This is a genomic window from Clostridium sp. UBA6640, from assembly GCF_002455975.1.
Lineage (GTDB): Bacteria > Bacillota > Clostridia > Clostridiales > Clostridiaceae > Clostridium_J.
Map to the genome: position 1 here is coordinate 36,277 of NZ_DKLM01000017.1, position 12,810 is coordinate 49,086.

General features: G+C 26.5%; 14 protein-coding genes. 4 read left to right on the forward strand and 10 right to left on the reverse strand.

Going from position 1 to position 12,810, the window contains the following annotated elements; genetic code table 11:
* Nucleotides 1-271: 271 nt before the first annotated feature.
* Nucleotides 272-820 (reverse strand): RNA polymerase sigma factor, encoded by a 549-nt coding sequence (locus B2W91_RS02370; protein ID WP_291578674.1) that lies wholly within the window; start codon nucleotides 818-820, stop codon nucleotides 272-274.
* 257 nt (nucleotides 821-1,077) lie between these two features.
* Between B2W91_RS02370 and B2W91_RS02375 the strand changes: the two genes are divergently transcribed.
* Entirely contained in the window at nucleotides 1,078-1,485 is a 408-nt protein-coding gene (locus B2W91_RS02375) for a helix-turn-helix domain-containing protein (protein WP_291578675.1), read from the forward strand.
* A 145-nt stretch (nucleotides 1,486-1,630) separates the two neighbouring features.
* Nucleotides 1,631-2,077 carry an ImmA/IrrE family metallo-endopeptidase gene (locus tag B2W91_RS02380; RefSeq protein ID WP_291578676.1) on the forward strand — a complete coding sequence of 149 codons (447 nt, stop codon included), beginning with the start codon at nucleotides 1,631-1,633 and terminating at the stop codon, nucleotides 2,075-2,077.
* Nucleotides 2,078-2,225: 148 nt separating this feature from the next.
* Here the strand turns inward: B2W91_RS02380 and B2W91_RS02385 are convergent, their stop codons facing one another.
* The 3 genes from B2W91_RS02385 to uppP form a co-directional block, all read right to left on the reverse strand.
* Nucleotides 2,226-2,642 carry a hypothetical protein gene (locus tag B2W91_RS02385; RefSeq protein WP_291578678.1) on the reverse strand — a complete coding sequence of 139 codons (417 nt, stop codon included), beginning with the start codon at nucleotides 2,640-2,642 and terminating at the stop codon, nucleotides 2,226-2,228.
* A 211-nt stretch (nucleotides 2,643-2,853) separates the two neighbouring features.
* Nucleotides 2,854-3,237, reverse strand: coding sequence for a YbaN family protein (locus B2W91_RS02390; RefSeq protein ID WP_291578679.1), 384 nt, complete (start codon nucleotides 3,235-3,237; stop codon nucleotides 2,854-2,856).
* Between the two features lie 220 nt (nucleotides 3,238-3,457).
* The gene (uppP, locus tag B2W91_RS02395) at nucleotides 3,458-4,285 is read right to left on the reverse strand and encodes an undecaprenyl-diphosphatase UppP (protein ID WP_291578680.1); all 828 of its coding nucleotides are present in this window, start codon (nucleotides 4,283-4,285) and stop codon (nucleotides 3,458-3,460) included.
* A gap of 246 nt (nucleotides 4,286-4,531) precedes the next feature.
* On the opposite strand from uppP, the gene B2W91_RS02400 reads away from it, so the two are divergent.
* On the forward strand, nucleotides 4,532-5,167 hold the full coding sequence (locus tag B2W91_RS02400) for a chloramphenicol acetyltransferase (RefSeq protein WP_291578682.1): 636 nt from the start codon (nucleotides 4,532-4,534) through the stop codon (nucleotides 5,165-5,167).
* A gap of 148 nt (nucleotides 5,168-5,315) precedes the next feature.
* Here B2W91_RS02400 and B2W91_RS02405 read toward each other — a convergent pair whose 3' ends face one another.
* Complete coding sequence (locus B2W91_RS02405; RefSeq protein ID WP_291578683.1) at nucleotides 5,316-5,957, reverse strand: undecaprenyl diphosphate synthase family protein; 642 nt, start codon at nucleotides 5,955-5,957, stop codon at nucleotides 5,316-5,318.
* Nucleotides 5,958-6,389: 432 nt separating this feature from the next.
* On the opposite strand from B2W91_RS02405, the gene B2W91_RS02410 reads away from it, so the two are divergent.
* Nucleotides 6,390-6,923, forward strand: coding sequence for an MORN repeat-containing protein (locus tag B2W91_RS02410; protein WP_291578684.1), 534 nt, complete (start codon nucleotides 6,390-6,392; stop codon nucleotides 6,921-6,923).
* A gap of 65 nt (nucleotides 6,924-6,988) precedes the next feature.
* On the opposite strand, the gene B2W91_RS02415 is transcribed toward B2W91_RS02410, so the two are convergent.
* The 5 genes from B2W91_RS02415 to B2W91_RS02435 form a co-directional block, all read right to left on the reverse strand.
* Nucleotides 6,989-7,327, reverse strand: coding sequence for an arsenate reductase family protein (locus B2W91_RS02415; protein ID WP_291578685.1), 339 nt, complete (start codon nucleotides 7,325-7,327; stop codon nucleotides 6,989-6,991).
* 289 nt (nucleotides 7,328-7,616) lie between these two features.
* Nucleotides 7,617-8,318, reverse strand: coding sequence for a transglutaminase-like domain-containing protein (locus tag B2W91_RS02420; protein ID WP_291578686.1), 702 nt, complete (start codon nucleotides 8,316-8,318; stop codon nucleotides 7,617-7,619).
* 40 nt (nucleotides 8,319-8,358) lie between these two features.
* Entirely contained in the window at nucleotides 8,359-9,138 is a 780-nt protein-coding gene (locus B2W91_RS02425; protein WP_291578687.1) for a helix-turn-helix domain-containing protein, read from the reverse strand.
* A gap of 187 nt (nucleotides 9,139-9,325) precedes the next feature.
* A complete protein-coding gene (locus B2W91_RS02430; protein ID WP_291578688.1) occupies nucleotides 9,326-10,705 on the reverse strand; it encodes an MATE family efflux transporter in 1,380 nt (459 codons plus the stop codon).
* Nucleotides 10,706-11,000: 295 nt separating this feature from the next.
* On the reverse strand, nucleotides 11,001-12,810 hold a 1,810-nt coding region (locus tag B2W91_RS02435), incomplete at its 5' end, for a sensor histidine kinase (RefSeq protein WP_291578689.1).

Here is a 12,810-nt window from a genome sequence, read left to right on the forward strand (position 1 = left end):
AAGCACTTAGATTTCTCCAAGTACCTTAAGATAATTTATCACAATATCATTTTATTATTTCTATACTGTACTTACAAGGACATGGTTTAGACAAATTCAACAATTGAGAATGGAGAATTGGCAATTTTGGATACTTCTCCTTTACTGGAGAAGTTTAAAATTTTCTTTAAGTGATACAGTTACTTCTATATAGCCTCTATTTAAAGAAATTAATTTGGCAAAATTAATTTCAACCATAATTCTCCATCGTCAATTGTCAATTTTCCATTGTTTAAACTTCTAGTTTCAACCCATCTATTCCAAACAATAGTACACTTAGTTCTTCAATTGCTCTTTTTCTATCTCTAGATATGGTTTTTTCACTGTATCCTAGTTCTTCTGCCACTTCTTCATAGGTTTTGCCTTCCATATATAAGAGTTCTATTACTTCATATCTTCTTTCAGCACTTTCATCACTACTCTTAAGTGCTCTATACTTGTAAAAACCCAATATAGTTTCTATGTGATTTACTATTATTTTTGTTCTAGTATGTGTTCTTTTAATGGAGTTTATATATAAATCTTCTTCGAAACTATCACACTCCATTAATATTTCTATTGGATCTTCATCCTCAATTTGTGAATTGGTATATATTGCATTATTAAAATGTTCTTTTAAATTAATATAATTTCTAAGTAATAAAGCAGTATTTCTTAGTCTTCTATCTCTTTTTAATTTAGCACTTTTTTCTTTTTCCTTTTCTAGAACTATTAATGCTTCTCTTACAGTAATTTTTACACTTTCTTTTATTAACTTTTCCATATCTAATATATCCATCATATCACCACAACCCCTTAATTATTTATTTCTTATATTCCTAGCTTTTATTAATTGATTTCCCATATATCTTTTTATAGAAGTAATATTCTTAATATATAATATATATCTTTTTATAGAAGTAATCAATAAGTGTGTATCTTTTTATTGAAGCATTTTTCCAAAATATATTTATTTTTCTTCTATTTTCTTGACATATATCCATATTTTAATATATTGTATACTTATATATATCGAAGTATATTTTAGGAGTGAGTTCGGTGTTTAATAAAGAAAGATTGATTAAGATCATGGAAGAAAAGGATATCTCCGCATATAAGCTTTGGAAATTATCTGGGGTTGCACAATCTACTATAAGTGACATTCTTAATAAAGATGATAGAAACCCAACTGCAAAAACTCTTCAAAAGATTGCAGATGCCCTCGGTGTATCTGTTGACGAATTCTTCAAATCAGATAATGACAAAAATAGTATTAGTAATAAAGTACATAATTCTTCATTGGGATTCTCTACACCAGAAGAAGCTATGAAATTTATATTAGAACAACCAACAATCATGGGCTTTGGTGGCTTTGATATAAACAAAATGAGTGATGCTGAAATAATGGATTTTGCCAATGAATTACTCAGGCAACTGCAACTTATAAGCTACAAATATAAAAAATAATGCTATATTTTGAGGCATCTTAGACAAAATAACTACTCAAACTTTCTTATGATATTTTGTTCATAGAAAAATTAATATTTAACAGATAGGTATATACTAAATATTTATTTTTAAGATGCTTTATTAGGGAATTGGAGGGGATACTGTGTCTTGGCTTGATGAATATGTGCTAGGAATAGTTGATCTATACGACACAAATGATATTTATGAGATTTATGATAATTTAGAAATAACAATAATAAAACTAGATAAAAATAATATATTATTAAAAGGCAATGATGCATTATATAATCGAAATCATTTTAATAAGGAAGTAGTTTTTATAAGAAATAATTTGAATATAGATTATGAAAAGTTTATTTTAGCCCATGAGCTTGCTCATGCAATTATTCATGTTCATATTACTACAGCTGCCTATAATAACACCCTTATTAATATAGGAAAATTAGAACGTCAAGCAAACTACTTTGCCTTTAAACTATTAAATATTAATCCGGATTATATTGAACATAATGGTTTCACTATTGAGCAAATTGCTAGTAGCTTAAACCTTCCACTAGATTGTTGCAAACAATTATCTGATAAGCTATAATAAAAAATCGTGACAAAGTCACGATTTTTTATTATAAATAACTTTAAATTCTTCAATTAAGGTGATTTAGACATATGTAAAAAATTATTTTATCCCTTGTATTTAATATGCATTTCTATAATTTATATATTTAATAATATAATTTTCACTATATTCTTTCTGGCTCTACTACTTGTTCTGGCTCTTCTACAATTTGATTGAATGCAAGAGCTATCCCTAAAAAAAATATAAATTCCTCTTCCGTTATTGGCAATGCTACTATATAACTTTCTAAGGATGGTGTAGGAATATATGTGGCACTTGCGAAATATATTGAAGGTTTTTTACCTTGAATTGTTAGCTCCTCATTTACCTCATCAATATTGCAATCAAATTTATGTTTTTCTACCCAATATAATAAAATTATAAAAAAAAGCTTTTCGGTTATTCCATATTGAATAAATACTCCTACATTATTTATACTAGTCAGTATCTGAGTCCCTATTATATAAATTAAAGCATCTTTTTTATTTTTTTTGTTTTTTTTATCGTTATTGTCATTTTTATTCTTATCTTCTTTTTTCATATAATCACCTTTATCTTCAAATAATCTTTAAGCCTATACTAACAGACTGTAGTTATCTTCATCTCTTCTAAGAATAAAATATGTGATTAATTGCAATTTATATTCTTAATATTATCCTAACTAGCATTTTTAAATATTTTTATCTTATTAAAAACATTCTCATATTATTTTATTGTCTAAATTGTATTTTATGATTAAGAAATACTCAAACTTAATTTTCTATGGTTTTTATCTTAAATTTAAAATAATAGGCCATAATTGCGCAAAGTACTATTATAAGGCTTCTAATATATAAATTATTGTTTAATATAAATGCAATCATTAGCATTGTAAAAGCCGTACCTAAAATTGATAATTTGTTCCTTAATGTCATAGCCCTTGTTTTCACAAAATCCTCCAAATGATTTTTGTATATTTTAGTTCCTATAAACCAAGTATGAAATTTATTAGACCCCTTTGCAAAGCAATAAGAAGCTAAAAGTAAAAATGGAGTTGTAGGCAATATAGGAAGAACAATTCCTACTATCCCAAGTCCTAAAGATAGAAAACCTAATCCAATTAATACGTATTTTTTTATTACATTAACCTTACTCATAAACCCTTACTCCTACATCACTAAAAATAATAAAATTGATTATTATCATAGTATCATAACTTTTGATACTTTTATGTGATTCAAGTTACATTTTTTATTTGCGCTAATTCTTAAATTTTATTATACTTTATAAAAATATAATAAACCTTTTCTGTAATTAAAATTTTAATATTAGTATTGCAAAAAAGGTACTTATAAAAATAAGCACCTTTAAGTTCTATTATCCTAATATAAATACACCAATAGCTATTGCTCCTACAGCCCAACAGTAGTAGGCAAAGTAATGGAATTTTTTATTTAAAACTACCTTTTCAAGTAATTTAATTGAAAGAATACCTACAATAGCTGCAACTGCTGCCCCAACACCATATTGAAGGAATAGTCCCTCCGTTGCAGTACCAGCTTCTATAATATCTTTACCTTTTAAAAGTACTGCTCCTAATACTGCTGGTATAGACATTAAAAATGAAAAACGAACAGCCATTTCTCTTTTTAGCCCTAAAAATAATCCTGCAACTATTGTTGAACCTGAACGAGATATTCCTGGAGTTATTGCTAATCCTTGAACTATTCCAATAACTGTTGCATTTCTGAAGTTTGTTCTCTTCTCATCTTTCTTTCCTTCTCTAATCTTGTCAGAAACATATAGCAATGTTCCTGTTATAAGCAATGCTATACCTACTGGTAAAATTGAGCCAAATAACGATTCAAAAGTATCCTGGAATGCAAATCCCAAAATAGCTGTTGGAATACTTGCAACTATAATTAGTGCAACAAGTTTTCTATAAGGGTTGTCCAAATTAAATTCACCCTTAAATAAGTCTCTTACCATTCCAAAAAATTCAATAATCATCTCTTTTACATCTTTGTGATATACAACAAAAATAGCCACTAATGTACCTAAATGAAGTAATACTTCAAAAGTGTTATTAGGTTCATTTATACCTAATAATTTTCCAAATATAACAAGATGGCCAGATGAACTTACTGGTAAAAATTCTGCAGCACCTTGTACTATCCCCATAATTATAGCTTTTAAAATCGACATTTTTTCACCTCGTTAATCTTTACTTTTAATAAAAACTCCATTAATTATATCACTTTAAAAATATTTTGGTAAGTTTTTTAATTAAAATGTAACATTTTAATTAAAGTATTTTTGGATTAATGTAAATCCTTTTAGACCATGTGTTATAATTGTTATATAATGAAATCCATAATTGTATTTTATTGTTTTTACTGCTAAAATTATAATATTGATTTAATTCATAATTTTTGTAGTAGGTGATGTATTATGAAATATATAGACATGAAAAATTGGACAAGAAAAGGCCATTATGATCATTTTAAAGCACTTGATTATCCACATTTTAATATTTGTGGAAATATTGATATTACTCAATTTCATAAATTTATTAAAGAAAATGAAAACCCATTTTTTATATCATTTTTATTTTTTTCTGTTAAAGCAGCAAATTCAATAAAAGAATTTCGATATAGAATAAGAGAAGATAAAGTAATTGAGCATGATGTTGTTAGTCCAGCCTTTACTATAATGACTAATCAAGGAGTCTGTAGCTTTTGTACTGTAGAATATATTAACAATTATAATGAGTTTATAAAAAATACTAAAATGAAAATAGACATAGAAAAAAATAATGTAAATTTAAAAGATGAACCTGGACGTGATGATTTATTATACATAACTAGTGTTCCTTGGATTTCATTTACAAGTGTAACTCATCCAATCCATATGAATCCAGTAGATAGCGTTCCAAGAATAACTTGGGGAAAATTTTTCGAAGAAAATGGTAAGATTAAAATACCACTTTCAATTCAAACTCACCATGCACTATTGGATGGTGAACATGTGGGAAAATATTTTAACTTACTTCAAGATTTTTTAAATAATCCAGAGAAGAATTTATAATCTCCTTTCAAGCTAAAAATTTTATTATATCTTGTATTTTTACTTTACTCCGCAAATCCTTTGACACCTTAAAAATTAAAAACTTCACTGTTCTTTACAGTGAAGTTTAAAAAATAAATATTTTATTTTTATTTGTTATCTTTAGTTATTAACCTCCAAGGGTTATATCTTGTGTATTGTACCACTTTAAAGCTTCTGAGAAATGCTCTTCTTTAAAATCTGGCCAGTAATCTTCTATAACATAAAAATCTGAATAAATAGATTGAACTGGTAAAAAACCACTTAATCTACGTCTTCCTCCCCAACGTATTATTAAATCAACTCTGGATACATCATAGGATTTAATGGAATTCATAATTTTTTTTCTAGAACTATCACCCATTTTTAAATTTTTCAAATCCCAGTCCCAACCGTAGTTAACTAGAAAGTTAACCTTTATTCCCCCATTACCAAAGTTTTGTCTCTTGGTATAAGGAATTAATTCTTTAGGAAACATGGGAGAATCAGTGTTGCCAACAACTAACAATGAAGCATCTTCTTTTGAAAGCATTTCAACAGCATTAATGCAAGCTTCTGTAAAGGCTTCTCTTTGATTTGCTGGCCTTTTTGTGTTGTCAGTAGTAAATCCATAGTATGTTATCTCCTTAACTCCAGCATCCTTACATAATTTAAAAAGTATTAATCCAGGATCTAGACCTAGCGCATATCCTCGTTCTTTAGTCATTCCTTTGTCTACTGCCCATCTTCTATTACCATCTGGAATAATTCCAATATGATTTGGTATTCTCATAATATACACCTCAAATCCATACAATTATTGTTAAGTACTACTAATTTATTTATACATCTTATTATTACCAAACTTTTCAAAAATTACTCTTATATACTTAAAAACATTTTAAATCTTAAATTTGTAATTAACTTCTTTTAATACTCTACATTTTTTGATATACTATTCATAGAATATTGAAATTGATAATTATTCTCTTTAAGTGTTTTTTATGTCTACATAGGATTCTATAGATAAACTACATTAGAAAGTTAATACTGAAAAATATTCGCAATTTAAAACTGTGAATTTTGAATTTAGTAGTATTAGTGGCAATACCAATAAGTACTAATTATTTTCAAGGATAAATCAAATTTAGGAGTGGTATATCTATAAATAGAAAATCTCATATATTTAATTATTAAAGTAATGATAGAAAGGATTAAAATTATTATGAAGAATATAAAAAAATTAACTGATGCTAAACTAAAATTAGCTAATAATAAAAAAGCTGAAGAACATGTTCATACTGGAGTTTATGAAGGAGAAAGGAAAGATGGTAAAATCCATGGCTACGGTACCTATACTTATACAAATGGAACTAAATATGTAGGCTATTGGAAAGAAAATACTATGCATGGTGAAGGTACTTTAACCTGGGCAAATGGTGAAAAATATATTGGTAGTTGGAAAGATGATGAAAAACATGGCTACGGCATATATACTTGGCCAGATGGTGAAAGTTATGTTGGAAATTGGGAAAATGACTTAAAAACCGGTCATGGTATTTATAGTTGGTCTAATGGAGATACTTATGCTGGCGATTGGCTTGAAGATAATTGCCACGGATATGGAATTGAAACTTTAAGTAATGGTGATAAATATATTGGTGAATGGAAGAATAATATGAAGAACGGAAAAGGTATGTACATATCTTCTAACGGTGAAGTTTTTATTGGTGAATTTATCAACAATAAAAGATTATAAAAACAGATTTTTATGAAGAGCTCTCTTATGAAATTTATATAAGAGAGCTATCTCTACTATATTCTTTATTCCCAGCTTTTCCATATTTCTGGTTTATATCCTACTGTAGCCATCTTACCATTTCGTACTATTGGTGTCTTATATAGCTTAGGATTATTTAATAATAATTCTTCCTTTACACTGTCAGTTCTTATATTTTGGAGATTCAATTTTGTATACTCTTTACTCTTTTCATTTATAAGTTCTCCTAATCCTACTGCTGCTTTAACATTTTGTAGTTCACCTTTGCTCAATCCTTTTATATTTAAATCTATAAACTGATATTTTATTTTTCTTTCTTTAAAATATCTTTCTGCCTTTTTTGTATCAAAACATTTACTTATACCAAAAATTTGTATATTCATTTATTTTCCTCCTCTAAGACCTTGCATTTCTAGACATTTAATCTATATAAACTAGTACTCTTCTTATTAAATTTTAAAAGTAATAATTATAATATATCATTTAAATAAAAATAAACAAATACTGTATTCATATCTTATTTATCTAAAGATCAATACTCTATTTTAATTTTACTAATTTACGACTTATATTTACTAAGAAATCTTAGAAAATATAGTTAAAATAAAAAAGCAAAACCTACCTTATTACGTAAAGTCTTGCTTTAATTTATTTATACATTCTTTAAATTTATTATTTATTTTCTTTTCTTATATCATCTAATTTTCTATTAGTTTTCCTAAATAATTTATCAAACATGACTTCTTTAAATTTATTATTAGTATTATTATACTTTCTAAATAATTCATCTGGATTATCAAATATTCCTAAATCATCTGTAATAGAAAAACTTTGTACATATGTGCTATTTCCATTCCAGCACAAATTTATTTTATCTTTGTTTTTTACTGAAATACCATATCCCATATATCCACCATTAAATTTACAAAGATTATTTTTTACATTATCTAAATATTCCTTATCTATTATTACACCCTCTAGTGCTAACCAATCTTCATTAAAATAAACCTCAGTCCACGCATGTACGATTTTTTTAGGAGCTAACGCATATATTATTCCAGTTAATGCTCCCTTTTGCATTCTTTTATCAATTAAAAACCCATGTATTCTACAAGGAATATCTACTGCACGTAATAGTGCCATCAAAAGAATACTTTTTGTATTGCATTGACCATAACCATCTCTTAGCACTTCACTTGCAGTCATTTCATCTTTTTTGTTATATCCAAATTTTATTTCATCTTTCACAAAATTATATATTGATCCTATTTTTTCTTTTTCATTTAAACTTCTCCAACCCTTGTTTTTAATTAAATTTTGGATTTCTATTGAATTATAGTTTAATAATCTTGTTTCTTTAAGATATCTATTCATATTCATCCCCCTTTTGCCCTTTCTTAAAATTATAAGGGGATTAATAATTATTTACTTGCAAATATCTGCTGTTTTTCCTAATAGCGCTTGGTATCATGCCTAGTTTTTCCTTGCATACATTAGTTAAATGGGATGAACTATAAAATCCTGCTTCAAGAGCTGATGTGGTAATGCTGTGTCCTTCAAAAATTAGTTTAAAAGCTTTTCTGACTTTATAATTTAATATATAGCTACTAATAGAAATTCCTATATTGTCTTTAAATAAGTGAGACAATCGACTTTCAGACAAAAATACATCTTTACTTAAACTTTCCAAGGATACTTCTGTTAAATTATTATTATTAGCAATATATTTTAAAACTTTATCTACTCTTTCATCTAATAAATGATTAACTGTATAATTTTTTAAAGAAAGAATTGAATAAATTTCTGAAATGAATTCACTGTATTTAGCTTTGCTATCGATGGCTATATATTTCTCTTCAACTAATTCTCTAATAGCCTCAGTTACATTTTCAGGTATAATGTAAAAATCTTTATTTTTCATATACATTCTCTTTATCTTTTCACCAAATAGTGACTCAGGATTAATTAAAAAATATATCTGCCAACCACATTTACCAAATAATTCGTGAGATACATTGGAGTTAATAATAATACCACTTTCATTGATTACATTGTTTTTTATTTTTACAGAAAATTTATCTTCTATATTTACTGTAATCTGAATAAAATTGTGAATATGCAAACTTGCATCTATTTTATTTGTAATAAAACTTATATGATCATCCGAATAAAAAATATAAATATTTTCTTTCATTTGAGCACCTCATAAAATTTTTAATCTATAATTATCGCTATTATATGATCTTTACTCTTTTAAATTCCTTATAAACAAAAGAATATGTCCCTAAAATTTGCGACTTTGCCACTACATCTAAGGACATATTATATATAAAAACTTAAAATATTTAAAATAAGACTTATTCTAAAAGATTCTTCATTATTTACTTTTGAATTGCTTCTTCCATTCTTATAACTTTTCTTTGCCAATGATTTTTTCTATAAATCAGGAATCCATAAACACATATTAGTAAATTACTAAAACTCATAGAAAACCATATTCCTGAAGATCCAACATTGGTAAAATGTTTAAATATCAATATCATAGGTAATCTTACAAACCATAGACGTCCGATTTCCATTGCCATAGAGTATTTAGTGTGTCCTGATCCCTGAAATATTCCTTGTAATACACTAAAAATACCCATAAGCGGCATTGAAGCTGAAATATAACGCAAATATATAATTCCTTGAGAAATTACTTCAACATCATCTTTTGACTGCATAAAAAAGTTTATAATTTGTTTGTCCGCTAATATCATTAAAATACATCCCACTACAGAAAATGAAATAGTAAGTCTTAGGGATTTTCCAAAAGCTCCCTTCACCCTATCTATTTTATCTGCCCCTAAATTTTGTCCAACAATAGATGTTAAGGCTGCTCCAATACCCATAGCTGGCTGCATTACTAAAGAAGTAATTCTATTAACCATACCAAAAGCTGCTAGTGTTGCAGTTCCGTAAGATACTATAAATCCATTAAGAACTATAAATCCTAGTGCTGAGCCTGATTGCCCTATTGAGGAAGGCAATGCAACATTCATAATTTTTCTTACTATCTTCCTATCAAATCTAAAATTTTTAAAACTTGGTCTAATCATTGTAGATGAATTTATTAATATATATATACCTGCTATAGCAAGTAATGCTTTTGATAGTAAAGTTGCAATAGCAGCTCCAGCAATGCCCATTTTAAATGTAAATATGAAAATAGGGTCTAATATTACATTAAGTATAGCACTAATACCACTAAGTATTGTTGGCATTAAAGTATTCCCTTGAGAATTCATAATAGAATTAAAGCTAAAAAATAAAAAAATAAAAGGCATATCTAAAAAGGTAATCCTAAGATAAATATTGCTATAGTCCGCTAAATCACCAGTAGCGCCCATTAATTTAATAACAACTGGACTTATAATATATCCTATAATAGCAAAAAAAATAGAACTTATTAAAGATATTACAATAAGTTGACTTGAATATTTGTTGGCTTCTTCATATCTTGATGCTCCTATTAATTGAGATAATATAGATGTACCTGCAATTGAAAGCCCCATCCCTAAAGATATAAATAAAAAGTTTACTGGCCACACAAAAGAGGTAGCAGCAAACTCAACTGAGCCAATCTTACTTACCCAAACCCCATCAGCTAAATTATAAAGTGTTTGAATCAAATTATTTATCATAATTGGTAAAGACAGTGTAATAATTACTCTATACAATTCACCATTAAGTATAAGATCTTTTCTCTTTTCTCCCTTCATTAATCCCACCCCAACATTATTTATTAACATTTTGTAATACATAGATTATATCATCAAATAATACCAGTTTAAACTTAAATCCTTAATACTCTATATTATATAAATATGAATTACCATGTCAAAATATTTTACTTCACTTCTATTAAGACATACGTAAATAAATAACTAGTGAAAATTTAAAGGATATTTTATGTAATGCAGCATCTATAAAACTAATTTATAGCATAACTATAAACCCATTCTATAATGCTTTATATGACATAAAATATCCTACTATACTGATTGTTATTGATTTCTAAATAGTTAAAGTCTCTTGTGAAAACTTCACAATAACTTTAAAAAGATCTCCATCAACTTCTATATCTAAAGTTCCGCCTTGCATATCTACAATGCTTTTAGCAATAGCTAGTCCTAAACCAGAACCCTCTGTATTTCTAGATTTATCACCTCGCTTAAATCTTTCAAATATCTCACTTGGCTCAAAATCTAGTTCATAGTTTGAAATATTCTTTATGATAAAAACCGCCTTATTATCTTTTTCCTCTAAAGAAAGATATACCCTAGTGTTATCCTCAGAATATTTTAAAGCGTTATTGATTAAATTATCAAAAACTCTCCAAGTTTTCATCCCATCTAAATATGCATAAATATTTTGTTTTTCTATATATAGCTTAAAAGCTATAGAAGAATTTTTAATTTTCTCATCGTATTCTCCCAATGCTTGTTTTAATAACGCTACCAAATCCACCTTTTGTAGTGATAGTTCAACATCCCCACTAGACATTTTAGATGCTTCAAATAAGTCCTCAATTAAAGTCTTTAATCTTTGAGACTTTTTCTCTAGTATCTCAACATATTTTCTAACATCATCTTTAGAAAGATTTTCATTTCTTAGCAAATCTATATAGTTAACTATAGATGTAAGTGGAGTTTTAAGGTCATGGGATACATTTGTAATAAGTTCTGATTTTAATCGTTCGCTTTTCATCTGGTTATCTAAGGCTATTTTAGAACTAGCCTTTATATTATTTATATTATGAGCTAATTTCTCAAGACCACTTTTTCCTTTACCCTTTACTTCTATTGTATAGTCAAAATTACCAGATAAAATCTCTTCTGTTCCTTTATTAATTTTATTAAAAAGTGACACTTTTTCTAAAATATGTGGAACTATAACAAGTAAATATATAATGTCATAAATAATAAATATAATAATATCATCACCAACAGAATTGTTACTTATTATGCTAAACACTAATATAATACTTATGATAAATCCTATAGTAAGTATATTTATAAATAAAAGTTTAAAAAGAAATCCTTTATAATTACTAAGCTCTTTTATAATAACTTTGAATCTATAAATTAAACTATTACTCCACTGATTTTTAAGTTCCTCTTTACACTCCTTAATTATAATTAATTCTTTTATACTTAAATAGGTATAAAATATATATACAACTATAAAAGTTAGTTTATTAATATGCTCAATCCTCAATGGAAGATAAAAAAATTCTATATTAGATGCATATATTAATATAATCAAAGAATAAGCAATAAATATAATCCCTCTTATATCCAATGGTATTTTCCTAAATAAACTTCTTACTTTCTCAAAAAATAAAGGGGCATTTATTCTATTTCTATATAAATAAAATGTTGCGATAATAATTAATATCAATATTATTATAAATATACAAACCTCTATATATACTCTTTCCCCTACTGAAACATAATACATATAATCGTTATATAACTGACTATTTTCATTCATAGTTTTAGGAACTATAAAATGCCCATCCCAATTAAGCTCACTAATACCATTATTAATAATGATTGTAAAATCACTTTCATAATCATTATTTGGATACTTTACACTATACAAAACTTCTTCTTTTATGTATTTTTCAATATCTATATTGTTTTCTATATTAGTATATATTTCACCATTATTTTTATTTCTAAAATAATACTTAATAAAATTTTCTTTATTTACTACTTTCTTCTTTAAAGTAAGATATTCTTTGTCCTTTTCTTCTATTGCCTTTTTTCTAATTCTCTCTTCTGCTTTATTTTTATCTTCACTATTATTTTCTATATCACTA

Bases quoted from the DNA above. Each gene is read 5' to 3' on its own strand.
- B2W91_RS02390 (WP_291578679.1), bottom strand. From the start codon at position 3,237: ATGAGTAAGGTTAATGTAATAAAAAAATACGTATTAATTGGATTAGGT.
- B2W91_RS02425 (WP_291578687.1), bottom strand. From the start codon at position 9,138: ATGAAAGAAAATATTTATATTTTTTATTCGGATGATCATATAAGTTTT.
- B2W91_RS02420 (WP_291578686.1), bottom strand. From the start codon at position 8,318: ATGAATAGATATCTTAAAGAAACAAGATTATTAAACTATAATTCAATA.
- B2W91_RS02385 (WP_291578678.1), bottom strand. From the start codon at position 2,642: ATGAAAAAAGAAGATAAGAATAAAAATGACAATAACGATAAAAAAAAC.
- B2W91_RS02410 (WP_291578684.1), top strand. From the start codon at position 6,390: ATGAAGAATATAAAAAAATTAACTGATGCTAAACTAAAATTAGCTAAT.
- B2W91_RS02415 (WP_291578685.1), bottom strand. From the start codon at position 7,327: ATGAATATACAAATTTTTGGTATAAGTAAATGTTTTGATACAAAAAAG.
- uppP (WP_291578680.1), bottom strand. From the start codon at position 4,285: ATGTCGATTTTAAAAGCTATAATTATGGGGATAGTACAAGGTGCTGCA.
- B2W91_RS02400 (WP_291578682.1), top strand. From the start codon at position 4,532: ATGAAATATATAGACATGAAAAATTGGACAAGAAAAGGCCATTATGAT.
- B2W91_RS02430 (WP_291578688.1), bottom strand. From the start codon at position 10,705: ATGAAGGGAGAAAAGAGAAAAGATCTTATACTTAATGGTGAATTGTAT.
- B2W91_RS02405 (WP_291578683.1), bottom strand. From the start codon at position 5,957: ATGAGAATACCAAATCATATTGGAATTATTCCAGATGGTAATAGAAGA.
- B2W91_RS02370 (WP_291578674.1), bottom strand. From the start codon at position 820: ATGATGGATATATTAGATATGGAAAAGTTAATAAAAGAAAGTGTAAAA.